Source organism: Brevundimonas sp. CEF1 (genome assembly GCF_051353055.1).
Taxonomy (GTDB): domain Bacteria; phylum Pseudomonadota; class Alphaproteobacteria; order Caulobacterales; family Caulobacteraceae; genus Brevundimonas.
Genome location: NZ_CP195593.1, coordinates 254,448 through 278,997 on the forward strand (window position 1 = coordinate 254,448; position 24,550 = coordinate 278,997).

Annotated in this window: 25 protein-coding genes, 1 tRNA gene and 1 riboswitch; of the genes, 12 read left to right on the forward strand and 14 right to left on the reverse strand. The window is 67.1% G+C overall.

The genetic code is table 11. The annotated features are described in order from the left end of the window. Nucleotides 1-10 precede the first annotated feature (10 nt). The 4 genes from ACR9FL_RS01305 to ACR9FL_RS01320 all read right to left on the reverse strand — a co-directional run bounded on the left by ACR9FL_RS01305 (nt 11) and on the right by ACR9FL_RS01320 (nt 3,191). Nucleotides 11-1,360, reverse strand: coding sequence for a transporter (locus ACR9FL_RS01305; RefSeq protein WP_436356804.1), 1,350 nt, complete (start codon nt 1,358-1,360; stop codon nt 11-13). Between the two features lie 27 nt (nt 1,361-1,387). After that, on the reverse strand, nt 1,388-2,143 hold the full coding sequence (locus ACR9FL_RS01310; protein ID WP_296176619.1) for a Crp/Fnr family transcriptional regulator: 756 nt from the start codon (nt 2,141-2,143) through the stop codon (nt 1,388-1,390). Nucleotides 2,144-2,335: 192 nt separating this feature from the next. Beyond that, the gene (locus ACR9FL_RS01315) at nt 2,336-2,866 is read right to left on the reverse strand and encodes a rhodanese family protein (protein ID WP_436356805.1); all 531 of its coding nucleotides are present in this window, start codon (nt 2,864-2,866) and stop codon (nt 2,336-2,338) included. A 10-nt stretch (nt 2,867-2,876) separates the two neighbouring features. After that, nucleotides 2,877-3,191, reverse strand: a complete 315-nt coding sequence (locus ACR9FL_RS01320) for an ArsR/SmtB family transcription factor (protein WP_296176614.1) — start codon at nt 3,189-3,191, stop codon at nt 2,877-2,879. A gap of 67 nt (nt 3,192-3,258) precedes the next feature. On the opposite strand from ACR9FL_RS01320, the gene ACR9FL_RS01325 reads away from it, so the two are divergent. From ACR9FL_RS01325 to ACR9FL_RS01350, 6 genes are all read left to right on the forward strand, one after another. Next, on the forward strand, nt 3,259-4,137 hold the full coding sequence (locus ACR9FL_RS01325) for an MBL fold metallo-hydrolase (RefSeq protein WP_436356806.1): 879 nt from the start codon (nt 3,259-3,261) through the stop codon (nt 4,135-4,137). 110 nt (nt 4,138-4,247) lie between these two features. After that, on the forward strand, nt 4,248-4,580 hold the full coding sequence (locus tag ACR9FL_RS01330; RefSeq protein ID WP_436356807.1) for a hypothetical protein: 333 nt from the start codon (nt 4,248-4,250) through the stop codon (nt 4,578-4,580). A 57-nt stretch (nt 4,581-4,637) separates the two neighbouring features. Beyond that, the gene (locus ACR9FL_RS01335) at nt 4,638-5,240 is read left to right on the forward strand and encodes a TolC family protein (RefSeq protein WP_436356808.1); all 603 of its coding nucleotides are present in this window, start codon (nt 4,638-4,640) and stop codon (nt 5,238-5,240) included. 42 nt (nt 5,241-5,282) lie between these two features. Then, a complete protein-coding gene (locus ACR9FL_RS01340) occupies nt 5,283-5,891 on the forward strand; it encodes a TolC family protein (protein ID WP_436356809.1) in 609 nt (202 codons plus the stop codon). Further along, nucleotides 5,891-7,069, forward strand: a complete 1,179-nt coding sequence (locus ACR9FL_RS01345; RefSeq protein ID WP_436356810.1) for an efflux RND transporter periplasmic adaptor subunit — start codon at nt 5,891-5,893, stop codon at nt 7,067-7,069. Before ACR9FL_RS01340 ends, ACR9FL_RS01345 begins: the two co-directional genes overlap by 1 nt. A 10-nt stretch (nt 7,070-7,079) precedes the next feature. After that, nucleotides 7,080-10,301: an efflux RND transporter permease subunit gene (locus ACR9FL_RS01350; protein WP_436356811.1), complete on the forward strand. Its 3,222-nt coding sequence runs from the start codon at nt 7,080-7,082 to the stop codon at nt 10,299-10,301. 32 nt (nt 10,302-10,333) lie between these two features. On the opposite strand, the gene ACR9FL_RS01355 is transcribed toward ACR9FL_RS01350, so the two are convergent. The 4 genes from ACR9FL_RS01355 to cpdR form a co-directional block, all read right to left on the reverse strand. Next, nucleotides 10,334-10,564 carry a hypothetical protein gene (locus tag ACR9FL_RS01355; RefSeq protein WP_436356812.1) on the reverse strand — a complete coding sequence of 77 codons (231 nt, stop codon included), beginning with the start codon at nt 10,562-10,564 and terminating at the stop codon, nt 10,334-10,336. Nucleotides 10,565-10,947: 383 nt separating this feature from the next. Further along, the gene (locus ACR9FL_RS01360) at nt 10,948-11,169 is read right to left on the reverse strand and encodes a hypothetical protein (RefSeq protein WP_436356813.1); all 222 of its coding nucleotides are present in this window, start codon (nt 11,167-11,169) and stop codon (nt 10,948-10,950) included. Nucleotides 11,170-11,654: 485 nt separating this feature from the next. After that, a tRNA-Val gene (locus ACR9FL_RS01365) sits at nt 11,655-11,729 on the reverse strand. A 114-nt stretch (nt 11,730-11,843) separates the two neighbouring features. Next, entirely contained in the window at nt 11,844-12,200 is a 357-nt protein-coding gene (gene cpdR / locus ACR9FL_RS01370; RefSeq protein ID WP_296178306.1) for a cell cycle two-component system response regulator CpdR, read from the reverse strand. 126 nt (nt 12,201-12,326) lie between these two features. Here cpdR and ACR9FL_RS01375 point away from each other — a divergent pair, with 126 nt between their 5' ends. Continuing rightward, nucleotides 12,327-13,163 (forward strand): N-formylglutamate amidohydrolase, encoded by an 837-nt coding sequence (locus tag ACR9FL_RS01375; RefSeq protein ID WP_436356814.1) that lies wholly within the window; start codon nt 12,327-12,329, stop codon nt 13,161-13,163. Between the two features lie 250 nt (nt 13,164-13,413). On the opposite strand, the gene ACR9FL_RS01380 is transcribed toward ACR9FL_RS01375, so the two are convergent. Then, the gene (locus ACR9FL_RS01380; protein WP_436356815.1) at nt 13,414-14,100 is read right to left on the reverse strand and encodes a DUF599 domain-containing protein; all 687 of its coding nucleotides are present in this window, start codon (nt 14,098-14,100) and stop codon (nt 13,414-13,416) included. Nucleotides 14,101-14,239: 139 nt separating this feature from the next. Here ACR9FL_RS01380 and ppa point away from each other — a divergent pair, with 139 nt between their 5' ends. Further along, nucleotides 14,240-14,797, forward strand: a complete 558-nt coding sequence (ppa, locus tag ACR9FL_RS01385; protein ID WP_105562476.1) for an inorganic diphosphatase — start codon at nt 14,240-14,242, stop codon at nt 14,795-14,797. A 210-nt stretch (nt 14,798-15,007) separates the two neighbouring features. Here ppa and ACR9FL_RS01390 read toward each other — a convergent pair whose 3' ends face one another. Then, nucleotides 15,008-15,679 (reverse strand): bifunctional 4-hydroxy-2-oxoglutarate aldolase/2-dehydro-3-deoxy-phosphogluconate aldolase, encoded by a 672-nt coding sequence (locus ACR9FL_RS01390; protein ID WP_436356816.1) that lies wholly within the window; start codon nt 15,677-15,679, stop codon nt 15,008-15,010. An 89-nt stretch (nt 15,680-15,768) separates the two neighbouring features. Next, complete coding sequence (locus ACR9FL_RS01395) at nt 15,769-16,599, reverse strand: alpha/beta hydrolase (RefSeq protein ID WP_436356817.1); 831 nt, start codon at nt 16,597-16,599, stop codon at nt 15,769-15,771. A 48-nt stretch (nt 16,600-16,647) separates the two neighbouring features. On the opposite strand from ACR9FL_RS01395, the gene ACR9FL_RS01400 reads away from it, so the two are divergent. Further along, on the forward strand, nt 16,648-16,905 hold the full coding sequence (locus ACR9FL_RS01400) for an Lrp/AsnC ligand binding domain-containing protein (protein WP_040347054.1): 258 nt from the start codon (nt 16,648-16,650) through the stop codon (nt 16,903-16,905). 140 nt (nt 16,906-17,045) lie between these two features. Here ACR9FL_RS01400 and ACR9FL_RS01405 read toward each other — a convergent pair whose 3' ends face one another. Further along, a complete protein-coding gene (locus tag ACR9FL_RS01405) occupies nt 17,046-17,816 on the reverse strand; it encodes a hypothetical protein (RefSeq protein WP_436356818.1) in 771 nt (256 codons plus the stop codon). A gap of 131 nt (nt 17,817-17,947) precedes the next feature. Here ACR9FL_RS01405 and ACR9FL_RS01410 point away from each other — a divergent pair, with 131 nt between their 5' ends. After that, complete coding sequence (locus ACR9FL_RS01410; RefSeq protein ID WP_436356819.1) at nt 17,948-19,507, forward strand: P-loop ATPase, Sll1717 family; 1,560 nt, start codon at nt 17,948-17,950, stop codon at nt 19,505-19,507. A 105-nt stretch (nt 19,508-19,612) separates the two neighbouring features. On the opposite strand, the gene thiC is transcribed toward ACR9FL_RS01410, so the two are convergent. Further along, nucleotides 19,613-21,526 (reverse strand): phosphomethylpyrimidine synthase ThiC, encoded by a 1,914-nt coding sequence (gene thiC / locus ACR9FL_RS01415; RefSeq protein WP_436356820.1) that lies wholly within the window; start codon nt 21,524-21,526, stop codon nt 19,613-19,615. Between the two features lie 63 nt (nt 21,527-21,589). Further along, nucleotides 21,590-21,699, reverse strand: a riboswitch (TPP riboswitch). A gap of 252 nt (nt 21,700-21,951) precedes the next feature. Between thiC and ACR9FL_RS01420 the strand changes: the two genes are divergently transcribed. Then, nucleotides 21,952-22,953: a D-cysteine desulfhydrase gene (locus tag ACR9FL_RS01420; RefSeq protein WP_436356821.1), complete on the forward strand. Its 1,002-nt coding sequence runs from the start codon at nt 21,952-21,954 to the stop codon at nt 22,951-22,953. Nucleotides 22,954-22,991: 38 nt separating this feature from the next. Further along, nucleotides 22,992-23,654, forward strand: coding sequence for an aspartate/glutamate racemase family protein (locus tag ACR9FL_RS01425; RefSeq protein ID WP_436358104.1), 663 nt, complete (start codon nt 22,992-22,994; stop codon nt 23,652-23,654). 161 nt (nt 23,655-23,815) lie between these two features. Here the strand turns inward: ACR9FL_RS01425 and ACR9FL_RS01430 are convergent, their stop codons facing one another. Then, nucleotides 23,816-24,493 carry a DsbA family oxidoreductase gene (locus ACR9FL_RS01430; RefSeq protein WP_296175823.1) on the reverse strand — a complete coding sequence of 226 codons (678 nt, stop codon included), beginning with the start codon at nt 24,491-24,493 and terminating at the stop codon, nt 23,816-23,818. Nucleotides 24,494-24,550: the final 57 nt, after the last annotated feature.

Consider the following 24,550-nt stretch of genomic DNA (forward strand, 5'->3'; position numbering starts at 1 on the left):
CCGCTATGATCTAGAAGATGATCGGCAGGCGCAGGACAAACCGCATGTCCGGCGCGTCCTCCGTCACCCCGAACTCGAAATTGCCGTTCAGGCTGAAGCGGTCGGTCAGCAGATAGGACATGCCGAACTGCAGGGCGCCGACCTGCAGGTCGTCGGACTTCTCGGTCAGGTCGTTCAACTCGCTGGTGGTCGGCCGGATGTAGCTGTGCTTGTAGCCCAGCGAGAAGGAGAACTTGGGATTGAGCGAGAAGCCGAAGCCGATCGACATGCCGATGGCGTCGCCCGGATCGACTTCGCCGATGAGAACCTCGCCCTCGGTCTTGTTGATGTCCTTGGGCAGGTGGGCGAAGTAGCTGAGGCTGCCGAAGATCACCGCCGGATCGCTGGGGTAGAGGAAGCTGAGGCTTGATTCCACGCCCCAGAAGCCGGAGCCGGTGGCTAGCCGAGACGCTACGCCGAACTCGTCGCGGGGGATGTCGAAGGGACCTTCGCCCGTATTGCTCTTGACGCGCAGGCCGCCAATGAAGATGGGACGTCCGCGCTCGCCGCCGTTGATCTGATAGCGGATGGCGCCCTCGACGTCGCCGATGCCGTCGCCGCTCAGGTCGATGGTGCGCGTGACGGCTTCGTCACGTTGCTGGACGGTGGTGATGGTGTCGTTGCGCCAGACGTAGGGTGCGCGCAGCTCGACCTCCATGCGCGAGGTCAGGCCGTATTTGGCGGCGATGGTCGCCACGCCGGTGTCGCGATCGGCCTCGTTGGCCTCGATCACGCCGATCTGGACGCCGGGCACGATCTCGATGCCCCGGAAGACCAGGCGATTGGCGCTGGAGCGCGTGTATTCGGTCGATATGTCCAGGGTCAGTTTGCCAGGCCGGGTCAGAACCGCGATGCCCTCGGGTATGGCGGCCAGTTGTTCGCGGCGAGCCTGCAGCAGGGGCGGCTCGACTGGCGGGGCGCCGGCCGGCGCGGGGGCGGTCTGCGGCGGAGCGCCGGCCTGGCCGGTCGCCTGACCGGCGCGCAGGGCGGCCATCTCTCCGTTGGCGAAGGGGCGCGAGGCGTCGGATTGGAACCGCCAGCGCGGGTCAATGCCAGACTCGGCGACGTCGGCAGGCGCAGCGACCCCCGCTGCGCGTTGGGCCAGGAGCGCGTCCTGGGCCTCGATGCGCTTCTGCTGATCCAGGACCAGGGCTTCGAGCCGCGCCACGCGGGCGGCCAGATCGTCGTCCTGGGCCAGGGCGAGACTGGGGCTGAGCAAGGCGGCCGCGGCGACGGACGCCAGCAGCAGGCCGGACCTGGGACCCTTTCGACGAGCGCCGCGCAAATCGCGCTGCCGAGGCGAAGGACGATGCTGGATCATGACGCGCTCTCTCTCATACGGTTTGGGTCAATGAAGGACGGGGAAGTCGCCGCCATAGTCGCAGGCGGCGCGCAGGTAGGATTCGTCCAGAAGGGTCAGCCAGCCGTTCTGCATGGCGATCAGTCGATTGCGTTTCATCTGGCCCAGGGTGCGGCTGACGTGCACCAGGCTGAGGCCCAGGGCGTCGGCCAGCGCCTCCTGGGTCAGCGGCAGGTGCATCCGGTCGTGGCTGCACAGGCCGGCGCGGTGCAGCCGGTCGCGCAACTCGAGCAGCAGATGCGCCAAGCGGGCCACGGCGGACTGCCGCCCCAGCCGGACCACGTGGTTCAGCAGACAGATGTCTTCATAGCGACGGGCGGCGATCAGCGCCCGGCGAAGTCGGTCGTGGCGCGGGTCCTGAAGCGCGAGGATTTCTCGCAACATGACGGCGTCGACGCATTCCACCCGGGTCAGGGCGACGGTGGCCGCTTCATCCAGGGGGCGGGGCTCGGCGCTCAGTCCCACGCCGTCGCCCGGCAGAAGGAAGCTGAAAATCTGACGTTGGCCGTCGGCCAGGACGCGCTGACGGCAGGCCCAGCCGCTCAGGATAAGGCGCGGCGTCACCGCCCTGCCTTCGGCGGTGAAAGGCTCTCCGGCGGCGATGACTTCCTGAAAGACGCACAGTCGCCGCACCAGGGCCCGTTCTTCGTCGGACAGCCGTGCGGCGGTGTTGAGCAGCCGCAGGGTCGGCGTGTCCGCAGGCACGGTCAGGCTGCGTCGCACGCTGAGGGTTCGCGACGTCATCGACTGCACGCTTTGTGGCGCGGCGGCGGCCCTCCAGCCGCGCTGCGCCCCTCCTTCGCCAAATACATATCCGGCGCTCCTCCGCGGGGCCAAACGGCCACCGAACGCCGGTGTTCCTCTTTGGAACGGGAAAGGTCTATTTCCGCAGGATCTGTGGCCTGGACGCCAGGCGGTCCAGCCTCAGGCGCCGGGTCAGCGCGGGCGTGGCAGGTTCCAGGGGGCGAGCGCCAGCAGGCGGGCCATGCCGCAAAAGCCCGTGGCCCCGGCTATGAACAGGCCGGCGCCGACAAGGGCGCTGAGACCCCAGAATCCGGGATGGACCAGGCTTCCCAGCAGGGCGCCGGTCAGGATCAGACCCCCGGCGGCCATCTGCACCTGCCGCATCAGCTCCAGCGGGGCCCTGGCGTCGGCGTGGACGGGCAGGCCGGCCGTTCTCCAGGCGTCCAGGCCGCCGTCCAGGACATAGGTCGGACCGCTGAAGCGCTTGGTCAGGCGCGCGCCGTTCATGCCGGTGCGATGCCCCGTGCGGCACATGAAGACGACGGCCTGATCCGGCGCGACGGCCAACGGCGTCTCATCGAAGACCGAGAGAGGCGCGGGCAGGGCGCCGAGGACGTGGGCGCGGCTGAACTCGTCCGGCTCGCGGATGTCGATCAGGCGTATGGCGTCGGACTTCAAGCGAGCGGCGACTTCGGTGGGCGACAGAAGTGCAGGGGCGGTCATGGTGGGTCTTTCAGGCGGGCGGGGGGCAGTAGATCTGGGCGAGGACAGCGATCACGCTGAGCGCCGCGGGATCGGCGATGCGATAGAAGACAGCGGTGCCGTCGCGCCGTGTCGCGACCAGGCCGTCCTCCCTCAACCGGGCCAGATGCTGGGACAGGGCGGATTGGGACAGGCCCGTCTGTAGTTGGGACACCTGCCGTTCGCCCTCGCCGAGTTGGCACAGCAGCATCAGCCGGTGTTCGTTCGACAGGGATTTGAGCAGCCGCGCCGCCTCTGCGGCGTTACGCTGGAACGCGTCCAGTCCGATGGCTTCAGGCATGGTCATGTCGACAACATATTCAATTTTACTAAATTAGCAATTTCTAATAAACGGGGCTTCGAAGGAGACCCTCATGATTCAGCCCGTGTCGCCTGTGCCCCAGGTCGTCGGCGTCTTTGATCCGGCGACCCACACGGTCAGCTATGTGGTCGCCGATCCGGCTGCCGGGGCGGCGGCCATCATCGACCCAGTGCTGGATTTCGATCCGACGGCGGCGCGGACCTCGACCGGATCGGTCGAGCGGCTGTTGGACTTGATCGCTGAAAGAGGATGGCGCCTGGAGCGGGTGCTGGAGACCCACGCACATGCCGATCACCTGACCGGGGCTGATGAAATCCGCGTCCGCACCGGAGCGCCGATCGGCATAGGCGAGCGGATCAAGCAGGTTCAAAAGACCTTTGGCGACCTGTTCGAGGCCTCGGACGTGACCCCGGACGCCAGGGCTTTCGATCAGACCTTCGCCGATGGCGACCGCTTCCGTCTGGGAGAGATGGAGGTCGAGGTCCTGCATACGCCGGGCCATACGCCTGCCTGCGTCAGCTACCGGATCGGCGACGCCGTCTTTGTCGGCGACACCCTATTCATGCCCGACTACGGCACGGCGCGCTGCGACTTTCCGGGCGGCGACGCGCGGACCCTGCATCGCTCGATCCAGAAGCTGCTGGCCCTGCCGGACGCGACGCGGGTCTTTGTCGGCCATGACTACCTGCCTCAGGGCCGTGAGGCCTTCGCCTGGGAGACCTCGATCGGGGCGCAGAAGGCCGAGAATATCCACATCGGCGGCGGGCGATCCGAAGACGACTTCGTCGCCCTGCGCGAGGCGCGCGACGCGGCACTCAGTCCGCCGCAACTGATGCTGACGGCGCTGCAGATCAATATTCGCGCCGGCGCCTTGCCGCCCGCCGCGCCCTCGGGCCGCCGGTTCCTGAAGACGCCGTTGAATGCGATCTGAGTTGCGGCGTCCGGGGCGTCGGCTTTCGACAATCCGCCGCAGCAGACGAACCTTATAACAGATTGCCGCATGGTCAGGCGGCCAGTATCCAGCCCCTCATGACCTGGCCAATGGGGACATGGACGAAGCTGATCGTGGCGATGGCCTTCCTCGCCGCCGTCTTCTGCTTCGCCCCTATTGCGGATGCGGCGACCTGTGCGCCCGAGCCGCCTATGGCGCACGCCTCGGTCGATCATAATCCGGGCGACGGCGATCATGGAGGGCAGGTGGGCGGTCACGGCGTCTGCGCCCATGGCCATTGTCATCACAACAACACGGCGCGTACGGACGCAGGCGACAGCCTGCCGGTCCAGGCGCACGCGCGGCCGCTCCATGCCTTTCCCGCCAGTGGTTTCCCGACCTCGGTTTCCCCCGACGGTCTGAAGCGACCGCCCAGAGCCTGACCCGGCGACGGCGCCCTTGCGCGCTGACTCTCGTGTCAAACCTCTGGAAGATGAATCATGCCTCCCTCCTATCGTCGGCCGCCGCGTGTCGCGGTCGGCTGCGCCCTGGCCGCCTTGGCGGTCCTGTCGGCCGGTCCCGCCTGGGCTGACCCGGCCCCGTCGTTCGCCGAACTTCTGTCTCGGCTGGATCAAACCCCGGCGACGCTCGAAGCCGAGGCCCTGACGCAGGCCGCCGAGGCGCGGGTGCGGCAGGCGCGCGTGCGCCCGAATCCGACCCTGGGGCTGGAGGTCGACAGCCTCTTCGGCACAGGACCCTATTCGGGGACCGGAAACGCCGAGGCCGCTCTATCGATCAGTCAGGATCTGGAGCTGTGGGGCCGTCGCGCCGCGCGGGTCGACGCGGCGCGCGCTGAGGCCGGGACTGCGGCGCGGCAACGCGATCTGGCCGCCGTGGACGCGGCGGGGCGCTTGGCCCTGATCTACGCCGAGGCTGAGGCCGCCGAACGCCGGGCCGAACTGGCCGAAGAGAGCCTGACCCTGACCGTCGCCGATGCGCGCGCCGCTCTGGCCCTGGTCGAGCAGGGCCGCGAGCCCTTGCTGCGCGGCATCCAGAGCGAAAGCGAAGCCGCCGCCGCCCGCGCCGCCCGCGACGAGGCCTAGGCCGAGCGGGAGGCCGCCTTCGCGCGTCTGGAAGCGGTCGCCATGTTGACGGTTCCTGTGACCGGCATCGACGCCAGCCTGCTGGATCAGACCCCGGGCGCGGCCCGCGAGGCGGCGACCGCCGCGCCGACGGTGCGGCTGGCCGAGGCCGGACGCGACGCCGCCGAACGTCGGATCGCGGTCGAACGCATTCGGGCGCGCCCGGACGTCAACGCCAGCGTCGGCCTGCGCCGCTACGAGGCCGAGGACGCCACGGCCCTGACGTTCGGGATCAGCATGCCTCTGCCTTTGTTTGATCGGAACCGGGGCAATATCGACGCCGCCCAGGCCGAGTTCCGCGCCGCCGAGGCCCGGTTGATGGGCGCACGCCAAGAGGCCCAGGCGGATCGCGCCGCGGCCCGCGCCCGTCTCGCCGCCTCAAGCAGTCGGGTCGGCGCCGCCGACGCCGGGGTCGCCTCGGCGGAGGAAGCCTATCGCCTGTCGCGGATCGGCTTCGAGGCGGGGCGTATCTCGCAACTCGAGTTGCGCGTGACCCGCGCGGGCCTGATCAACGCCAGAACCTCCGCCGTCGATGCGCGCCTGGCGCGCGTTCGCGCGGAAATCGACCTTGCGCGCCAGGACGGCCGCGCCCCCTTCCAGGGAGACCAATGATGCTGATCCGCACATCCAACAAGACGCTGCTGATTGGCGGCGTGGCCGCCCTCCTCATGCTCGGAGGCGGCGGGATCTATCTGGCGACGGGCCGGTCCGAAGCCCCGTCGGCCAAGGGCGAAGCGGCCCATGCCGAGGGGGATGGCGCCCCCGCCGAAGGAGAAGCGCCAGAGGGCTTTGTCGCCCTTGATCCCGCCCAGGCGCAGGCGGCGGGCGTCGTCGTCGTCGTCGTCGGGCGGGGCGGCGGGGCCGAGACCCGTCTGGCGGGCCGCGTCGAGCCGATGATCGACGCCCGCGCGGCCGTGGCCGCCTCTGTCGGCGGGCGGGTCGAGCGGGTTCTGGTCGCGCCGGGTCAGGCGGTCAGGATCGGCCAGCCCCTGGTCGCTCTGGTCAGCGGCGAGGCCGCCAGCCTGAGGGCTGAAGCCGACGCCGCCGAGGCCGCCTATATCGCCACCGAACAGGCGCATGGCCGCGACGAGGAGTTGGCGGAACAGGGCGTCGTCTCCCAGCGCGAGGCCGAGGTCTCGCACGCCCAGGCCCTCAGCGCCCAGGCGGCGGCGCGGGCCGCACGCGCGCGGGCCGCGGCGGCGGGATCGCCCAACGCCTCGGGCCGTCTCAATGTCGTCAGCCCGATCGCGGGCGTGGTGACGAACGTCCAGGTCGGACCGGGCGGCTTTGTCGCCCAGGGCGGGGTGGTGGCCGAGGTCGCCAACCCGGCGCGGGTCGAACTGGTGTTCAACGCGCCCCCGACCCTGGCCGCCCATGTGCGGGCTGGTGCGCCCCTGCGCGTCAGCAGTCCGGCGGGCGACTTCGACGCCGTCGTCACCGGCGTCGCAGCCGGGGCCGATCTGAACAGCGGCGCGACGGTGATCCGGGCGCGGCCCACGGGCGCGGTCCTGCCGCCGGCGGGCGCGGCGGTCACCGGGGCTATCGTCACCGGAGAAGCGATCGGCGGTCTGACCGTCCCGACCGAGGCGGTGCAGACCCTCGAGGGCCGGGCGGTCGTCTTCGTCCAGGTCGCGGGCGGGTTCCAGGCCCAGCCGGTCCTGGCGGGGCGGCAGGCGGGCGGGCGCACCGAGATCGTCCGGGGGCTGACCGGGTCTGAACGGATCGCCGGCGCCAACGCCTTCCTGCTGAAAGCCGAGCTCGCCAAGGGCGAAGCCGAGCACGGTCACTAGGGGGCGAGCCATGTTCAAATTCATCATCGAACAGTCGGTCAAATTCCGCTGGTTCGTCGTTCTGGTTACGGCCCTGGTCGCCGCCTACGGCCTTCTGGAACTGACGCGCCTGCCCATCGACGCCGTGCCGGACATCACCAACCGCCAGGTTCAGGTAACGACCGTCGCCCCGGCCCTGGCGCCCGAACAGATCGAGCGTCAGGTCACCTATCCGATCGAAACCGCCATGGCGGGCATTCCCGGTCTGACTTCGACCCGGTCGCTGAGCCGCAACGGCTTCAGCCAGGTGACCGTGATCTTCACCGACCGGACGGACATCTATTTCGCTCGTCAGCAGGTGGCCGAACGCCTGGCCCAGGCCCGCGAGACCATGCCCGAAGGCGTCGAGCCGGCTCTGGCCCCGATCACCACGGGTCTGGGCGAGGTCCTGATGTGGACCGTCGATTATACGCCGTTCAACAGCGCCAACCTGGCCAAGCCGGGCCTGCCCGGATGGCAGGCGGGCGGAGCCTATCTGACGCCCGAGGGCGATCTGCTGACCACGCCGCAGCAGCGGGCCACCTATCTGCGCACGGTGCAGGACTGGATCGTCGCCCCGCAGATGCGCACGACGCCCGGACTGGCCGGGGTCGATACGGTCGGCGGCTATGTGAAGGAGTATGCGGTGCGCCCCGATCCAGCGCGCCTGTCCGCCTATGGCCTCAGCATGGGCGACCTGATCCAGGCGTTGGACCGGGCCAACACCCAGGCGGGAGCGGGCTATGTCCAGCGGGCGGGCGAGGCGCTGACGGTGCGCACCGACGCCCTGGCCTCGACCGTCGATGATCTGGCTCAGGCGCCCGTGGTCAATCGCAATGGTCTGGTGGTCCGGGTCGCTGACGTGGCGACGGTGGAGATCGGCCAGGCGCCGCGTCTGGGCGGGGCCAGCCGCGACGGCCACGAAGCCGTCCTCGGCACCGCCCTGATGATCGCGGGCGGCAACAGCCGCACCGTGGCCCAGGCGGCGGGCGAGCGGTTGGAGCAGGTCCGCAAGACCCTGCCTGCCGGGATCGAGGCCGTCACGGTTCTGGACCGCAGCGCCCTGGTCAACTCGACCATCTCCACCGTGGCGCGCAACCTGACCGAGGGGGCGCTGCTGGTCATCGTCGTGCTGTTTCTGCTGCTGGGCAATATCCGGGCGGCGACCATCGCGGCGTTGATGATCCCGATCAGCTTCCTCTTCGCCGTCATCGGCATGAACAGGTTCGGAATCAGCGGAAACCTGATGAGTCTGGGGGCGCTGGACTTCGGCCTTCTGGTCGATGGGGCGGTCGTGGTCGTCGAGAACACGCTTCTGAGACTGAGCCAGCGTCGCGCCGAGGCGGGACGGATGCTGACCCGGAGCGAGCGCTTGAGCGTCGCCGTCGCCGCGGCCCGCCAGATGGTCAAACCGGCCGCCTTTGGCCAGCTGATCATCCTTCTGGTCTTTACGCCCCTGCTGATGCTGGAAGGGATCGAGGGCAAGACCTTCATCCCCATGGGCGCCACGGTCATGCTGGCCCTGGTGGGGGCCTTCATCTTCTCCTTCACCTTCGTCCCGGCCATGACGGCGTTGCTGGTGCGGGAGCCGAAGACGGTCGAGGTCGATGAGGCCGGCCATGCTCATGAGCACGAGACCTTCCTGTTGCGTCACGCGCGGCGCTGGATTCAGCCGGCCATCCGGGCGGCGGTCGATCATCCCAAGGTCGTCCTGCTGTCGGCGCTCGGGGCCCTGGTCATCGGCGGCGTCGCCTTCACCACCCTGGGCCGGGAGTTCATCCCGACCCTGGACGAGGGCGACATCGCCATGCAGGCCCTGCGCGTGCCCTCGGCCTCTCTGGAGCAGTCGCTGGCCATGCAGATGGCGCTGGAGCGCGTCATCCGGGCCCAGCCCGAGGTGAAGACCGTCTTCTCGCGCACCGGCACCGCCGAGGCGGCCGTCGACCCCATGCCGCCCAACATCTCGGACAGCGTGATCGTGCTGAAGGACCGCAAGGACTGGCCGAATCCGAAACTCAGGAAGGAGGCCCTGATCGCCCGCTTCGAGGCTGCGGCGTCAAAGCAGATCGGCAACAGCTTCGAGTTCAGCCAGCCGATCGAGCTGCGCTTCAACGAACTGATCTCGGGCGTCCGCACCGATCTGGCGGTCATGGTCTATGGCGACGACTTCGCCGTCATGCAGAAGGTCGCCGATCAGGTGGCGGCCGCGCTGCGCGACACCCAGGGCGCGGCGGACGTGCGAGTAGAGCAGGTCTCGGGTCTGCCTACCCTGACGGTGCGCGTCGATCGGTTCGCGGCGGCCAGCTATGGTCTGTCGGCGGCGGATGTGTCCGAGACGGTTTCGGCGGCTGTCGGCGGCGCCGAGGCCGGACGCATCTTCGAAGGGGACCGTCGCTTCGATGTGGTGGTTCGCCTGCCAGACGAGGCCCGCAATGACCCGGCGGCGCTGGCGGCCCTGCCCATCGTCTCCGCGACCGGCGTCACCGTGCCGCTGTCTTCGGTGGCCCATATCCAGACCGCCGAGGGGCCGAACCAGATCAGCCGTCACGACGGCAGTCGGCGGATGGTGGTTCAGGCCAATGTCCGGGGCCGCGATCTGGGCGGCTTCGTCGCCGACGCCCAGAAACAGGTGGATCAGGTCCAGTTGCCGGCCGGCGTTCGTCTGGACTGGGGCGGCCAGTTCGAGAACCTGAAGCGGGCCGAGCAACGTCTGGGCCTGGTCATCCCGATCGTCTTCGTCCTGATCGGGGTCCTGCTGTTCATGGCGCTGGGGTCTTTTGCAGAGGCGGGGCTGGTCTTCGCCTGCGTGCCCCTGGCCCTGGTCGGCGGGGCGCTGGCCCTGCTTCTGCGAGGCATGCCCTTCTCAGTCTCGGCGGCGGTGGGCTTCATCGCCGTCTCGGGGGTGGCGACGCTGAACGGCCTGGTGCTGATGCAGGCGATCCGCGAGCGCTTGCAGACAGGTCTGCCGCCCCGCGACGCCGCCGTCGAGGGGGCGTCCAGTCGTCTCAGGGCGGTGCTGACGACGGCTCTGGTCGCCATCGTCGGCTTCATCCCCATGGCGATCGCCCATGGGGCGGGGGCCGAGGTGCAAAAGCCGCTGGCGACGGTGGTCATCGGCGGCCTGCTGACCGCGACAGCCTTGACGCTGCTGGTTCTGCCGACCTTTGCGGCCAGGGCGGTGCGTCGTCGCGAGGCGGTAGGCGACGCGGGCTAGGCGCTCGCCTTTTTCATGATCGGTCGCGGCGTTCAGGAGGCGTCGCGACCGGTTTCGGAAGGCTGGTCGGTTTCGCGCCTGGCCAGGTCCCGACGACCCCAGGCGTCGTCGGCGCGCGCCTGGGCGATCTCGTCCGGCGTGGCGTCGGGGGCGCCGTCGGCGTCGCGGTCGGTGAAGCGGCGCGGCTGGACGAGGGCGAAGCCTGCGCCCGCCAGGATCATGGCGACCACGCCTGTCAGGATCAGCGCCGTCATCGTGTCCATGCTTGCCTCCCTGGGTTCAGATGGGCAACGCCCCGGCCCGTCTTCGGCTCCGTTCGGCGGCGCGACTCGTCCTTTCCTCTTGTCCGCTTATGCTCGGCGCCGGGCTATCGGTTGACCGCCTGATCGTGTGGCGCAGGCGGTAAGCACAACTTTTGCGTGTTCTACCTGTGCGGTTTCACAACGGCACAGGTGCTTCGTGCGCGAACAGTTTGAAGAATTGGCGGTGGCCTGGCTTTGTCGCTCGTTTGAGCAGAGGTCGCCTGTGATCGGAGAGGCCTGCGTCGAGATCGCCGCCATCTGCGACGCTCTGGCCAGCCTGACGGCGCGGCTGGATGTTCTCGCGTCCCAGAAGGACTAGGCGCGGGGCGCCGGTCGCGGCGAGGTTACGGAATCTCGAAGTCGATGATGGTTTCGGCCGGCTCATAGCCGTGCTGGCGCGCCAGTTTGGCTGCGCTCTCGGGCGAGGCCATCATGTGATGCGACAGGCGTTGCGGCCCGCCGTCGATGATGGGCGCATATTCGTACCAGATGACGTCGCCATGGGGCGAAGGACGGCGCAGCCGCAGAACGGCGGCGCTTTGCGCGACCTGTTGCGTGTCAGCCATGTTGAAGCCGCCGAACCTTGACGATTTCCATACGCAGTCCCCCAAGGGGTGTTTCCATCACCCTGTTCTGTGGAGTTGCCATCTTGTCGGCGCGGAGGGAAGGCCTATGCGTCTCAAATTGGCGAGATGTTTGGCGTTTGGGGTGCTGGCGCCTTCGGCGGGCTCGGCGGCCGTGATCCGAAACATGCGTGGCCGACGCGAGGCGGAGGGCCGGGCAGGATATTATTTCGCCCGCTCGCCCCGCCGACGGAGAAATCTCGCCGTTGTGCAGAGCGGAGCCCGATCGCATGCGCTGTGCGCTTTTGTCTCAATTGGGAAACGCCGCGCGCAAGGGCGGCGCCCAGACGACGTCCTGCCTTCTGACCGCGACCCGCCAGTCTTGAGCGCCAGCCTGTCGAGGGAATGGAGGCGCCGCGAAGGCTGAGGTTTGGCGACGTCCAGCTAGAAGGGCTTGGCCCATCAGTCGCTTAAGCGATTGAAAAGAATGGTGGACGCGACAGGGATTGAACCTGTGACCCCTACGATGTCAACGTAGTGCTCTCCCGCTGAGCTACGCGTCCGCCTGTTCTGCGGCCCGGCCGACTGATGTGTCGGTGGGCGGGAAGGCGGCGTCTATAACCCGCAGTTCGCGGGGGCCGCAAGAGGCTTGTGTCTTCTTTTTTCGTATTTTTTCGTTAGGCGGCGATCATGCGTTCGACCTCGTTCACCAGGTCGCGCAGGTGGACGGGTTTGGACAGGACCTTGGCCTGGGGCGTGGCCTGGGCGGCGGACAGGGCGACCGCGGCGAAACCGGTGATGAACATGATGCGGATGCCCGGCTGACGCACGGCGGCGACGCGGGCGACCTCGATCCCGTCGGCGCCCGGCATGACGATGTCGGTCAGCAGAAGATCGTAGGGGCCCTGATCCAGGGCGTCGATGGCGTCGTCGCCGTTCTCGCAATCCACCACGGCGTGACCGGCGCGTTCCAGCGCACGGGTCAGGAAGCCTCGAAGCGAGCCGTCGTCTTCGGCCAGCAGAATACGCGCCATGCAGGGTCAAGTCCTTGAATATCGAAGCGGACCCTAGGCCCCGATCCGTAAACTCGCGGTGAAAATCACCCCTAGGGCGAGCGCGTAGAGGGCGCAGTCGGGGATAAATCAGTCTATGGCCAAGCCATGAGCCCAGCGCCGACCGACGCGATCTTCAGCCTTGTTCCCGCCCATCCGGGGCGAGCGACGCCCTTGGTGTTCGCCTCGCCGCATTCGGGCGGCGTCTATCCCGAAGACATGGCGGCGGCCGAAGGCCTGTCCGAGGCCTCGCTGCGCAGCGCCGAGGATGCGGCGGTGGATCGACTGCTGGGCGCCGGCGCGGCGGCGGGGGCGGTGCTGATCGCCGGGCGCATCGGGCGGGCCTATGTCGATCTGAACCGGGCGCCGGAGGAGCTGGACCCGGCCTTGATCGAAGGCGTGTCGACGACGCCGCCGCCGGGGCTGAAGACCCAGGCGGGATATGGCGTCATTCCGCGCATGGCCGGCGACGGGACAGCGCTCTACGACCGCCGTCTGGCGCTGGAGGAGGCGAGGGGGCGGATTGCGCGGGTGCATGAGCCCTATCACGCCGCCCTGGGCGAGTTGATGCGGGCGGCGCGGGATCGTCATGGGCGGGCTGTGCTGGTCGACTGGCACTCCATGCCGTCACGCGCCACGGGGCCGAACGGGCCGGATGTGGTGCTGGGCGACCGGCACGGGACCAGTTGCGCCACCGATCTGACGCGGCGGCTGCGGGCGCTGTTTGAGGCCCTGGGCTGGCGGGTGGCGCTGAACCGGCCCTATGCGGGCGGCTACGCGACCCAGGTCTGGGGGCGACCCGATGAGGGTTTCGAGGCGATCCAGGTGGAGTTGAACCGGCGGCTCTACTGGGACGAGACGGCGGGCGGGCCTGCGGTCGGCTGGGGGCGTTGCCAGTCGGGGCTGAACCGGGTCGTCGCGGCCCTGGGCGAAGACTTCGCCTAGCCCCCGCGCGGACCAAAAAAAAGCCGCGCCCGGGGGCGCGGCATATAAAGTCTATAGGGAGGAAACGCCCAGGAAGGGCAAGACGCCCGAAAGCGTCGAAAGCCAAGTTAGGTTGCAGCGCACAAAATTTCAAGCGCCGATTTTTGACTCGCGATCACAGGCTGTTACGTAAATCCGTTTCGCCGTTACGCAGCGTCAAGGCTTGTGTCGGCACGAATCGTTCGCGGCTGCAATAAGACCAAAGTCGGGCCTAACTGCGCTCCAGCAGACGCCGCGCCGCCCGAACCGCCCGCGCCGCCGGCGATCCGGCCTGACGCCAGACCAGAAGGCCGAAGGCCGAGATCACGCCCAGGGCCAGCCACAGCGGCCCGAACAGCCAGGCCGCCGCCGCCAGCGCGAAGTAGTAGCCACGCACCCCCTGGCTGAAACCGCCCAGGGCCGGGTTCAGCACCTGGGCCACGGCGTGACCATAGGCGACGCGGTCCGTTTCGGTGTGGATCTCGGGCGCGGCGCCGATCAGGGCCAGGGCATAGTTCATCTGACGCAGGGACCAGATGAAGTCGAGGAAGCCGCGCGCCAGGCAGACCAGGACCAGGGCCAGCTTGGCCTCCAGAATCTTCATCGGCACCGCCTCGGCCCCTACGGCGGCGAAGCCCTTCAGCGCATTCTCGCCGCCGAAGAGGATGCCGGCGACGGCGGCGATCAGCAGAAGGTTGGTCGAGGCGAAGAAGGAGGCCGAGTTGATCGAATGGCCCATCAGTTGGCTGTCGATCAGCCGCATCTCGCGATGGGTCATGGCCGTCATCCAACTGTCGCGGACGATCAGCATGTCGTCGTTCAGCGAGCCGCTGCGCCGCGCGATCAGCCCCAGGATCGGACCATAGCCGAGCCAGGCGATGAAGAAGAGGCTGAGGGCGATCCAGTCGAACAGGGTCATGCCCTGTTGATGCCTTCACTTCGGCCTATGGAGCAAGGGCGAACGCCGCAGAAAGCCCGCTCTGAAGCTTGCTGTTCGGCGACGCAAAGCTTATCACGCCGCCCAAACTCCCCGTTCGCACCTGCAACAAGAGCGTAACATGAACATCGAAGCCATTCCGGTCGGCCCGAATGCGCCGTGGGACATCAACGTCATCATCGAGATCCCGCAAGGCGGCCTGCCGGTGAAATACGAGATGGACAAGGAATCCGGCGCCCTGTTCGTCGACCGCTTCCTGCACACCGCCATGTACTATCCGGGCAACTACGGCTTCGTGCCGCACACCCTGTCGGACGACGGCGACCCCTGCGACGTCATCGTGCTGAACCCGACGCCGGTGGTGCCGGGCTGCGTCATCCGCTCGCGTCCCATCGGCGTGCTGAAGATGGTCGATGAAGCCGGCGGCGACGAAAAGATCCTGGCTGTGCCGGTCGACAAGCTGAACCCCTACTACACCGAGGTCTCCAGCTACCGTCAGCTGCCCGCCATCCTGATCGAGCAGATCGAGCACTTCTTCACCCGCTACAAGGATCTGGAGAAGGGCAAGTCGGTCACGGTCAACGGTTGGGGCGATGCTGGTGAAGCCGCCGAACTGATCGCCGCCGGCATGGCCGCCCACCAGGCCAAGCTGGCCAAGGCCGCCGCCGAAGCCGCCTGAGTCGCTTGCGGTTCTGAATAGAAGAGGCCCCGCTGGAGAACCGGCGGGGCCTTTTTTGTGCTTTTCCTCCCTGTCGCGCAGCGATGGGGAGGTGCCGCGGAGCCGAAGGCGACGTGACGGAGGGGGCGTCTCGACGCCAGCTCTCTGTGTCGCCCCCTCCACCGCTACGCGGTCCCTCTCCCCACAGAGTGGGGAGGAAAGGCGCGGTGTTTACTTCGCCCGGAACGCCGCGATCGCCTCCACTGTCTGGCGCACCTTGGCTTCGATCCCGGCCCAGTCCTTGGCCTGGATGGCCGCGTCGGTGATCAGCTTGGAGCCCATGCCCGCCGCCACGATGCCGGAGCCGAACCATTTGGCGATGGAGGCCTCGTCGGGATCGACGCCGCCGGTCGGCATGATCTTGGTCCAGGGCATGGGGCCCAGCACCGCCTTGACGAAGTCCGGGCCGCCGACCGAGGCGCCGGGGAAGAGCTTGACGATCTCGCAGCCCAGGGCCTGGGCCTCCGAGATGTCGCGCACCGAGCCGCAGCCCGGCGAATAGGCGACCTGACGGCGGTTGCAGACCTGCGCAACCTCGGGAACCAGGCAGGGGCTGATGACGAAGCGCGCGCCGGACGCCAGGTAGAGGGCCGCCGTCGGCGCATCCAGGATCGAGCCGACGCCCATGATGATGTCGGGATCGGTCTGGGCGAACTGCTTGGACAGGGCGGTGAAGGTCTCCCAGGCGAAGTCGCCGCGGTTGGTGAACTCGATGGCCTTGGCCCCGCCGCGGGCGCAGGCGCGGATCACCTCGGCGCAGACCTCCGGGTCGGCATGATAGAAGACCGGGACGACGCCCTGGCTTTCGAGGGCGGTCAGCACGCTGAGGCGGTCGTGTCGCATGGGGTCTCCTTCAGGCCTTGCAGGCCGCAGATCGGCGGTTCACGGCGCCCCCGTCAAGGGAGCGCCGATCAATCCCGGTAACCGGTCGCCTATTCGGCGGTCGCCAGCGCCGCCAGACGCCTGACCATGCTGCTGCCCTTGTCGGCCAGCGGGTCCAGCATGGTGAAGTGATCCAGCCCGTCCAGCACCTCGACATGGGTGTCGGCGCCCTTGCCGCCCCACTCTGCGGCCATGTGGCGGCTCTGGCGGACGAACTCATTGCTTTCCGCCCCGCCGACCCAGCAGTCCAGCGTCCGTCCGCCCGGCGCCCCGCCGTTGGGCGCGGGCCAGTGGATCGGCGACAGGGCCCGCGCCGTCATGGCGTCCAGCCCCAGGGCCGCATTCAGCGAGGTGTGGATCAGAGGCTCGATGTCGAACACGCCCGAGATCGCCATCGCCGCCCGCGCCCGGCCCTCGGACAGCATGCACGCCGCCATATGCCCGCCGACCGAGTGGCCGAAGACCAGGGGCCGCTTGCCGGTGCGGTCTCGCACCAGTTCGGTGGCGCGGCGCATCTGGGCGATGATGGCGCCCACCTTGACCGTCGGGGCCAGGTCATAGCCGGGGATGACCACGCTGATCCCGTGCTCCAGCAGGGCCGGCGCCACCCAGGCGAACCAGGCCCGGTCCAGGGCCTGCCAGTAGCCGCCGTGGATGAAGATGGCGGTCGGCGCACCGGCGCCGGCGTCGAACCATTCCATTCTCTGGCGTTCGGTGGGGCCGTATTCGTGGGTTTCGGGCCTCAGGGCGTCGATGACGCGGGCCGAATCCTCTCGCCATCGTTTCAGGATCGCCGGGTGTCCCGGCACGCGTTCTCTATTGTTGTAGGCCGCCTCGTAATCGACTGGAGGGGCCGTCAGTGTCGCCGGAGCCTTACCCATGCCGTTTCCATCCGCTATGCACCTCCGCTTGAACGGGAGGTTCCGACCATGATGACCGCCATTTTCGTCTTCATCAAATGCGAGTTGGGCTACGCCAACGACGTCGCCGCCGATCTGGTCGACAATGTTGAAAACGTGTCGGAAGTTTACTCGACCTCGGGTCAGCACGACCTGCTGGCCAAGTTCCAGCTGCCCAAGGACGCCGACATCGGGACCTTCGTAACCAAACAGGTGCAGACCCGCCCGCACATCCGCGACACCTTCACCGTCATCACCTTCTCGCCCTTCTTGCCCAGCAAGAAATAGGCGGAAGCGCGCGCCGGGCGTCGGCGCGCGGAGCGTTTCGGTGCCGGAGCGTCCGGGACGGTTTCTGCGGCGCGCGTGGGCCATGGGACAGGGCTTGTCGGCGCCCCCGCCTAATCCTTCTCGCTCGAAGGGGAGGGCTTTCAGGGCGGCGGTTCGGTCGGCGAAAAAACAGAGTCCAATTCGTCTGAATCGTCTGAAATCAGCCCCTCGGGGTCGAGGCGGGTCTTGAGGGCGGCAAGGCGCGCTTCGATGGCGCGGCGGCCGGCGTGGTCGTCCGGCGACAGGGCGGCGGCGTCGCGGGCGACAGCGGCGACGGCTTGCAGGTCCTGCTCCAGGGTGGAGAGGGGTTCCGGTTCGGGCGTGGACCCAGAGTGGGGCGTGGCGGCGGCCAGAAGGGCGGGGTCGCCCAAACTCACGCTGGAAAGCGCGCGCCAGGTGCGCAGCCAGGAGGCGGCCTCGGCGGCGCGGCCGCGCTGCAGGGCGCGGTTCAGCCGCATCAGGGCCTGGGCCGCCATCCGGGTCAGGTCGGGCGGGGTTGGGTCGGCGTCTTCGTCCTGAGGGTCGGGCCAGACGTCTTCGACGTCGCTGCGGCGCCAGCCCTCGCGCGCGGCGCGGGAGCGCAGGGTCCCCAGCTTCAGGTCATAGCGGGCGCAGACGGCCTCGGCCGCGTCCCCGGCCAGATAGTCGCGCCGCGCCGCCGTCCAGACGGCGTCGGAACGGATGCGATAGCCGTCGGCCCCGGTCCTTGCGCCCTCGTCGTCGAAAGCGGCCGCGTCGGCGTCTGCGGGCGCCGCCGTCGAGGGGCGGATGTGGTCGGGGATGTAGGTGGTGTCGCCGTACTCATCCTGCTCCCACCGCCCCGAGGCGACGATCCGGGGCGCGCCCTCGTGCCAGTAAGCCTCGTCGTCCATCTCGCCGCCTCCTGCCTGAGCGAAGCAGGATGGCGGACGGGTGCGTCAGGATCGGACGGGGGAGTGCTATAGTCTTGCAATGAAATGCGACTCTTGGCCTTCGTACCGACTCTGGCTGTTTTGGGTGCGATATGTCGATTGAATTCCTGCAGGCCTTGGGTTTTTCCGAGGACCCGTTTGCTTCAACAAATGCTGCCGATGAGCCTCGGATCGGTAATTATTTCGTCGCGCCGCCCTTTTTTCCAGCGGTTGTTGGGAATCCAGAAGCACCGAAGAGCAATGTCGTTTTTGCTCCAAGAGGTGGCGGTAAGACAGCTCAAAAAATTATGATTGAGCAAGCTAGCTCAAAGACAGCAGACTTTCTCTGTGTATCTTATGATCGATTCCCGTTGGAGCGAATTAAGACTCCGGGTCAAGCCTCATCTGATTACCACCTTCGAAATATAAGCCGAATATTGCTCGTAGCAATATTGATAGAGTTTGAGCGCGACCCATCCTTGGGTTGGCGATTGGATGATTTTGAGAGAAAGCTAATCGTTGGTTTGTCGAGAGAGTTGCTGGGAGGGCTTTCCTCTGAGCAATTTCGAGACGCTCTATCCGCCATCAAATCTCTGGGCGATAAGGCGCTTGATACTTGGAATAAGTATGGCGGTGTCATTGTGACTCTGGTCAACGCGGTCGCAATTAAACTTGGGTTGGATAAGGTAGAAATTTCAAAAGGCGAGAAAGCTCAAGACGAAAGTATTCGATTTAAATTCGATTCTCTTGTAGAGTTTTCCCAAAAAATCGGCTATAATTCTGTATATATTCTAGTAGATCGTGTTGATGAACTTCCGATCACGGCGCAGAATGCCACAAAAGTTTTTGAATTCCTAGAATCTATACTTATTGATCTCCCTTTGTTGGAAACGAAGGGTGTTGCGTTCAAATTCTTTCTCTGGGATCAGATGAAGGATGCTTACCATATTGCTGGTGGTAGGCCTGATCGACTGATTGAGTATGAACTTGAGTGGCGAGCTCCTGAGCTGGAGACTGTTTTGTCTAGACGCATGGAGACGTATTCTAATGGTGCTATAAATAATTTTAACGATATATTGGCTGGCGATGAACTCTACGATGTTCATAAGCTTATTACGTATTTTGCTCATAACTCGCCGAGAGATATGATTAGAATATGCAAGAAGATTGTAGATGAACATACTAAATCTGGTGTGTACGGGGATAGAATCGAGTTCCGTACGGTGAAGTCTGCAATTATGCAGTTTTCAAATGAGAGGGCTCGGGAGTTGTACGGGGAACACTTCTCTGATCTTAGAAAGATCCGAGAGCTTGACTTTACTATCCCGACGCTTGCTAACGATATATTCAGAGTTTCTCAGCAGGCCGCTAGGTCGAAAGTTCAGAAGTGGCAGGATTCTGGAGCGGTGGTAAGGATTGGTGAGGTTCCTAATCCAGGCAACCGTCCTCTTTATTTGTTCGGTATCGTTGATCCTAGGCTAGCTTTAGCAGTTTTGGGGGATACAACTCTCGAAGATGCGGTTGAGGATTATCTCATCACATGTCCTCACTGCCAAAATCTACGTATTCGATGGACAGCGCAGGATATAACCTGCCCCGACTGTCAAGGGACGTTCAAGGCGACGGAAGCGGCTGCCTTGGCAGTTGAATGCCCCCTTCCACCAAAATCGTAGGGGCAGTTCCGAACGCTATAGGATACTCCGCGTGGAAGATCGGACGCGAGGCTTGCAGCAGACGCCTCGCGTCCATAGTCCTAATCTCGGCGTGGGTCGGAACGCTTAGACCTTCACCTCCACCACTCCGCCGCCCGCCCGGAACCTGGCGCTCATCTCCGCCATGCCGGCTTCGGCTTCGGCGAGGCTGGCGCCCGCGTCGTTCTGGCTGCGGGCGGCGTCGCGGATGTCCTGGCTGATCTTCATCGAGCAGAACTTGGGGCCGCACATGGAGCAGAAGTGGGCGGTCTTGTGCGCCTCCTTCGGCAGGGTCTCGTCGTGGTATTTGCGGGCGGTTTCGGGGTCGAGGCCGAGGTTGAACTGGTCCTCCCAGCGGAACTCGAAGCGGGCGCGGCTGAGGGCGTCGTCGTGCATGCGGGCGGCGGGGTGGCCCTTGGCCAGGTCGGCGGCGTGGGCGGCGATCTTGTAGGTGATGACGCCGTCCTTGACGTCCTGACGGTCGGGCAGGCCGAGGTGCTCCTTGGGCGTGACGTAGCAGAGCATGGCCGTGCCGAACCAGCCGATCATGGCCGCCCCGATGGCCGAGGTGATGTGGTCATAGCCGGGGGCGATGTCGGTGGTCAGCGGGCCAAGCGTATAGAAGGGCGCCTCGTGGCAGTGCTTGAGCTGCTCGTCCATGTTGGCCTTGATCTTGTGCATCGGCACGTGGCCGGGGCCTTCGATCATGACCTGGCAGCCCTTGGCCCAGGCGATCTTGGTCAGTTCGCCGAGGGTGCGCAGCTCGGCGAACTGGGCCTCGTCGTTGGCGTCGGCGATGGAGCCGGGGCGCAGGCCGTCGCCGAGCGAGAAGCTGACATCATAGGCGCGCATGATGTCGCAGATGTCCTCGAAGTGCTCGTAGAGGAAGCTCTCCTTGTGGTGGGCCAGGCACCACTTGGCCATGATGGAGCCGCCGCGCGAGACGATGCCCGTCACCCGCTTGGCCGTCATCGGCACGAAGGGCAGGCGCACGCCCGCGTGGATGGTGAAGTAGTCCACGCCCTGTTCCGCCTGTTCGATCAGGGTGTCGCGGAACACCTCCCACGTCAGATCCTCGGCGATGCCGTTCACCTTCTCCAGCGCCTGATAGATGGGGACGGTGCCGATGGGGACGGACGCGTTGCGGATGATCCAGTCGCGGATGTTGTGGATGTTGCGGCCCGTCGACAGGTCCATGACGTTGTCGGCGCCCCAGCGGGTGGCCCAGACCAGCTTGTCCACCTCGTCGTCGACAGACGACAGGACGGCCGAGTTGCCGATGTTGGCGTTGATCTTCACCAGGAAGTTGCGGCCGATGATCATCGGCTCGACTTCGGGGTGGTTGATGTTGTGCGGGATGATGGCGCGGCCGCGGGCGATTTCCTGACGGACGAACTCGGGCGTGACGAAGTCGGGGATGGCGGCGCCGAAGTCTTCGCCGTCGCGGATGCAGGGGGCGTTCTGCTCGCGGCGCAGGTTCTCGCGGATGGCGACGTATTCCATCTCGGGCGTGATGATGCCGGCCTTGGCGTATTCGTACTGGGTGACGGGGCGGCCCTCGACGCCCTTGAAGACCTGATGGTTGGAGACGTCGAAGCGGGGGGCCAAGTGCTTGCCCGAGGCGTGGCCGTTGTCCTCGGGTTTGACCTCGCGCGGATTGGCCACGGGGGCGATGTCGCCGCGGTCCAGCTGCCACGACGACTTCACGCGGGGCAGGCCCTTCTTGATGTCGATGGTGACGGACGGGTCGGTGTAGGGGCCGGAGCTGTCATACATCGTCACCGGCGGCTCGTTGGCCGAAGGGTGGACGGCGACCTCGCGGAAGGGGACGCGGATGTCGGGATAGAGCTCGCCCGCCACGAAGACCTTGACGCCGCCGGCGCGGGGGCCGGTGGGGATGCGGCCGGTCTCGGCCTCGACGGCCTTGCGGGCCTCGGCCAGCGGCAGTTCCACGTTCGGTTCGTGGGGTTGTTCGGTCGTCGGCGTGACGTTGATGTTCATGGCGGCCTCAAAACGTTTGAGGTCCGCCGACGTCGGGCGTGCCGGTCCTGTGGCGTGAAGCCGGGGCCGGAAGCGTACTCATCCCTTCGCCGGCATGACCCGGATCAGGTTCGACGGGTCAGAGGAAATACCTCTATCTCAGCCGCTCGATTGCGACCCCCCGGAGAACGCCGCGAACCTAGCCCCTTTCCGGGGTAGGTCAAGCGAGGCGGGCGCGCCAAGGCCCGATCGGGATATTGAACCGGAGGTAGAGGGAGGGGGGGCGGTCCGGCTTCTCAGTCGGGGGGGCGTTAAGGCCGGACCGCCACAGACGACATCGGGGTTGGGGGGCGTCCGATGTGTCCGATGCGATAACAACGGACCTGAGACTTGGTTCCGCAAGATTCTGCGTGTTAGCCATGATTATTGAACGGGAGTCTTCGACCATGCATCTGGCCCGCTTTCCTCGCGTCCGACTGGCGCATCTGCCGACCCCGCTGGAGCCCGCGCCGCGGCTGTCGGAGGCCCTGGGGATCGACCTCTGGATCAAGCGCGACGACTGCACGGGCCTGGCCGGCGGGGGCAACAAGACGCGCAAGCTGGAGTTCCTGCTGGGCGACGCCATGGAGGCGGGCGCCGACACCTTGGTGACGCAGGGGGCGGTGCAGTCGAACCATGTGCGCCAGACGGCGGCGGCGGCGGCGTCGCACGGGTTGAAGTGCGAGATCATCCTGGAGGAGCGCACCGGCTCGACGGCGACCGACTATGTCGAGAACGGCAATGTCCTGCTGGACCGGCTGTATGGAGCGGCGATCCGCCGTGTGCCGGGCGGGGCCGACATGGTCGCCGAACTGGAGCAGACGGCGGAGGCGGTGCGGGCGAAGGGCGGGCGGCCCTATGTCATTCCGGGCGGGGGCTCGAACGCCGTCGGCGCCCTGGGCTATGTCGATTGCGCGCGCGAGATCGTGGTTCAGGCGGATGAACTGGATCTGGCGATCAGCCGCATCGTCACCGCGACCGGCAGCGCGGGCACCCATGCGGGTCTGGTGGCCGGTCTGGCGGTCATGGGGGCGGACATCCCGGTGCTGGGCATTGGGGTGAGGGCGCCGAAGGAGAAGCAGGAGGCCAGCGTCCTGAAGCTGGCGCGGGAGACCGCGTCGCTGCTGGGCCATCCCGAGCGGGTGACGGATCAGATGGTGGTCGCCGACTGCGACTATGTCGGGGCCGGATACGGCCTGATCGATCAGGCGGTGATCGAGGCGCTGAAACTGGCGGCGCGGACCGACGGCCTGCTGCTGGACCCGGTCTATTCGGGCAAGGCCATGAAGGGGCTGATCGCCCTGGCCCAGGCCGGGCGGTTCGAGGGGGAGACGGTGGTGTTTCTGCACACCGGCGGGGCGCAGGGGCTGTTCGGCTATCAGGGCGAGTTGGAAGGCGCGCTGGCGTGAAGGCCCAGGCCCGCAAGGTTCTGGGCGTTCTGGGCGGCATGGGGCCGGCGGCGACGGTGGCCTTTCTGGCGCGGCTCCAGGCCCTGACCCCGGCCGGGGGCGACGAGGACCACATCCGCGTCATCGCCGACATCAATCCCCAGGTGCCGAACCGGCATGCCCAGCCCGAGGCGGCGGGCCGGGTTCTGGGCGAGATGGCCTTGCGATTGAAGGCGGCCGGAGCCGAGGTTCTGGCCATGCCGTGCAACACGGCCCACGCCCATGCGGCGGCGATCCGGGCGGCGGGCCTGCCCTTCATCGACATGGTGGCGGAGACGGCCAAGGCGGCGAAGGCGGGGGCGGCGAAGGAGGGAGCGACGGCGCGAACCGGCGCGCGGCGGATCGGGGTGCTGGCGACGCCGGGCGGGGAGGCGCTCTACGCCGAGGCCCTGGCGGCCGAGGGCGTGGAAATGGTGCGGCTGTCCGAGGCCGACCGGGCGCGCTTCATGAGCGTGGTGTTCGGGGTCAAGGCGGGCGACGTCGGCTCGGCGCAGCGGGCGGCCATGCGCGACCTGGCGGCGGCCCTGGTCGCGGCGGGGGCCGAGGGCGTGATCGGCGGCTGCACCGAGGTGCCGCTGCTGCTGGATGCGGCGGACCTGGGGGTTCCGCTGACCGATTCGGCCGAGGTGCTGGCCAGGGCGTGCGTGGAGATGTGTCTGTAGTCTTGCCCTTCTCCCCTTGCGGGAGAAGGTGGCCCGTCAGGGCCGGATGAGGGGTTTCGCCGCCCTCAAGAACAGCAAAAGGCCGGACGAAGGCGCAACCCCTCATCCGACCTCGCTCCGCTCGCCCACCTTCTCCCACAGGGGGAGAAGGATCCAGCGCGCTAGACCTCCGAAGCGATCTGTCTCAGGGCCTGCTCGAAGGCCGCCGCCGGTTGGCCGCCGCTGATCAGATACTTGCCCTCGACCACCACGGCCGGGACCGAGGTGATGCCGCGCGCGCGCCACAGGTCCTCGGCTGAGCGGACGTCCTGGGCGTAGCGGCCCGAGGCCAGGACCTCGGCGGCCTCGGCCCGGTCCAGACCGGCGGCTTCGGCGGCCTGGGTCAGGACGCCCGCATCGGTGAGATTGCGGTTCTCGGTGAAGTGGGCGGTGAACAGGGCGCGCTTCAGCGCCTCCTGCCGGTCGGGCGCGGTTTCGTGGGCCCAGTGCAGCAGGCGGTGGGCGTCGAAGGTGTTCCAGATGCGGCTGTCCGGTCCCATGCGCATGTCGAAGCCGACCTCGGCGGCGCGCTGGCGGATCATCTCGCGGTTCTGGGCCGACTGTTCGGGCGTGGAGCCGTATTTGCGGCCGATGTGTTCGACGATGTTTTCGCCTTCGGGCGCGATCTGCGGGTTCAGTTCAAACGGCTGGAAGGCGATGTCGGCGGCGACGCCCTCGGCCTTCAGGGTCTCCAGGGCGGTGGTCAGTCCGCCCAGGCCCACGGCGCACCAGGGGCAGACCACGTCGGACACGAAGTCGATCTTGAGGGTCTTGAGCGGAGCGGCGGCGGCGTCGGTCATGGAGAGCGTTTCCTGGGACTTGTTATCCGCACCATATGGTGTTGCGGATCGCGGCCG

Bases quoted from the DNA above. Each gene is read 5' to 3' on its own strand.
- ACR9FL_RS01355 (WP_436356812.1), bottom strand. From the start codon at position 10,564: ATGGACACGATGACGGCGCTGATCCTGACAGGCGTGGTCGCCATGATC.
- ACR9FL_RS01425 (WP_436358104.1), top strand. From the start codon at position 22,992: ATGGGGCCGGCGGCGACGGTGGCCTTTCTGGCGCGGCTCCAGGCCCTG.
- ACR9FL_RS01325 (WP_436356806.1), top strand. From the start codon at position 3,259: ATGATTCAGCCCGTGTCGCCTGTGCCCCAGGTCGTCGGCGTCTTTGAT.
- ACR9FL_RS01345 (WP_436356810.1), top strand. From the start codon at position 5,891: ATGCTGATCCGCACATCCAACAAGACGCTGCTGATTGGCGGCGTGGCC.
- ACR9FL_RS01410 (WP_436356819.1), top strand. From the start codon at position 17,948: ATGTCGATTGAATTCCTGCAGGCCTTGGGTTTTTCCGAGGACCCGTTT.
- ACR9FL_RS01405 (WP_436356818.1), bottom strand. From the start codon at position 17,816: ATGGACGACGAGGCTTACTGGCACGAGGGCGCGCCCCGGATCGTCGCC.
- ACR9FL_RS01430 (WP_296175823.1), bottom strand. From the start codon at position 24,493: ATGACCGACGCCGCCGCCGCTCCGCTCAAGACCCTCAAGATCGACTTC.
- ACR9FL_RS01320 (WP_296176614.1), bottom strand. From the start codon at position 3,191: ATGACCATGCCTGAAGCCATCGGACTGGACGCGTTCCAGCGTAACGCC.
- ACR9FL_RS01390 (WP_436356816.1), bottom strand. From the start codon at position 15,679: ATGCGACACGACCGCCTCAGCGTGCTGACCGCCCTCGAAAGCCAGGGC.
- ACR9FL_RS01395 (WP_436356817.1), bottom strand. From the start codon at position 16,599: ATGGGTAAGGCTCCGGCGACACTGACGGCCCCTCCAGTCGATTACGAG.
- ACR9FL_RS01305 (WP_436356804.1), bottom strand. From the start codon at position 1,360: ATGATCCAGCATCGTCCTTCGCCTCGGCAGCGCGATTTGCGCGGCGCT.
- ACR9FL_RS01310 (WP_296176619.1), bottom strand. From the start codon at position 2,143: ATGACGTCGCGAACCCTCAGCGTGCGACGCAGCCTGACCGTGCCTGCG.
- ACR9FL_RS01420 (WP_436356821.1), top strand. From the start codon at position 21,952: ATGCATCTGGCCCGCTTTCCTCGCGTCCGACTGGCGCATCTGCCGACC.
- ACR9FL_RS01315 (WP_436356805.1), bottom strand. From the start codon at position 2,866: ATGACCGCCCCTGCACTTCTGTCGCCCACCGAAGTCGCCGCTCGCTTG.
- ACR9FL_RS01380 (WP_436356815.1), bottom strand. From the start codon at position 14,100: ATGACCCTGTTCGACTGGATCGCCCTCAGCCTCTTCTTCATCGCCTGG.
- ACR9FL_RS01340 (WP_436356809.1), top strand. From the start codon at position 5,283: ATGTTGACGGTTCCTGTGACCGGCATCGACGCCAGCCTGCTGGATCAG.
- ppa (WP_105562476.1), top strand. From the start codon at position 14,240: ATGAACATCGAAGCCATTCCGGTCGGCCCGAATGCGCCGTGGGACATC.
- ACR9FL_RS01335 (WP_436356808.1), top strand. From the start codon at position 4,638: ATGCCTCCCTCCTATCGTCGGCCGCCGCGTGTCGCGGTCGGCTGCGCC.
- ACR9FL_RS01375 (WP_436356814.1), top strand. From the start codon at position 12,327: ATGAGCCCAGCGCCGACCGACGCGATCTTCAGCCTTGTTCCCGCCCAT.
- ACR9FL_RS01360 (WP_436356813.1), bottom strand. From the start codon at position 11,169: ATGGCTGACACGCAACAGGTCGCGCAAAGCGCCGCCGTTCTGCGGCTG.
- ACR9FL_RS01330 (WP_436356807.1), top strand. From the start codon at position 4,248: ATGGGGACATGGACGAAGCTGATCGTGGCGATGGCCTTCCTCGCCGCC.
- thiC (WP_436356820.1), bottom strand. From the start codon at position 21,526: ATGAACATCAACGTCACGCCGACGACCGAACAACCCCACGAACCGAAC.
- cpdR (WP_296178306.1), bottom strand. From the start codon at position 12,200: ATGGCGCGTATTCTGCTGGCCGAAGACGACGGCTCGCTTCGAGGCTTC.
- ACR9FL_RS01400 (WP_040347054.1), top strand. From the start codon at position 16,648: ATGATGACCGCCATTTTCGTCTTCATCAAATGCGAGTTGGGCTACGCC.
- ACR9FL_RS01350 (WP_436356811.1), top strand. From the start codon at position 7,080: ATGTTCAAATTCATCATCGAACAGTCGGTCAAATTCCGCTGGTTCGTC.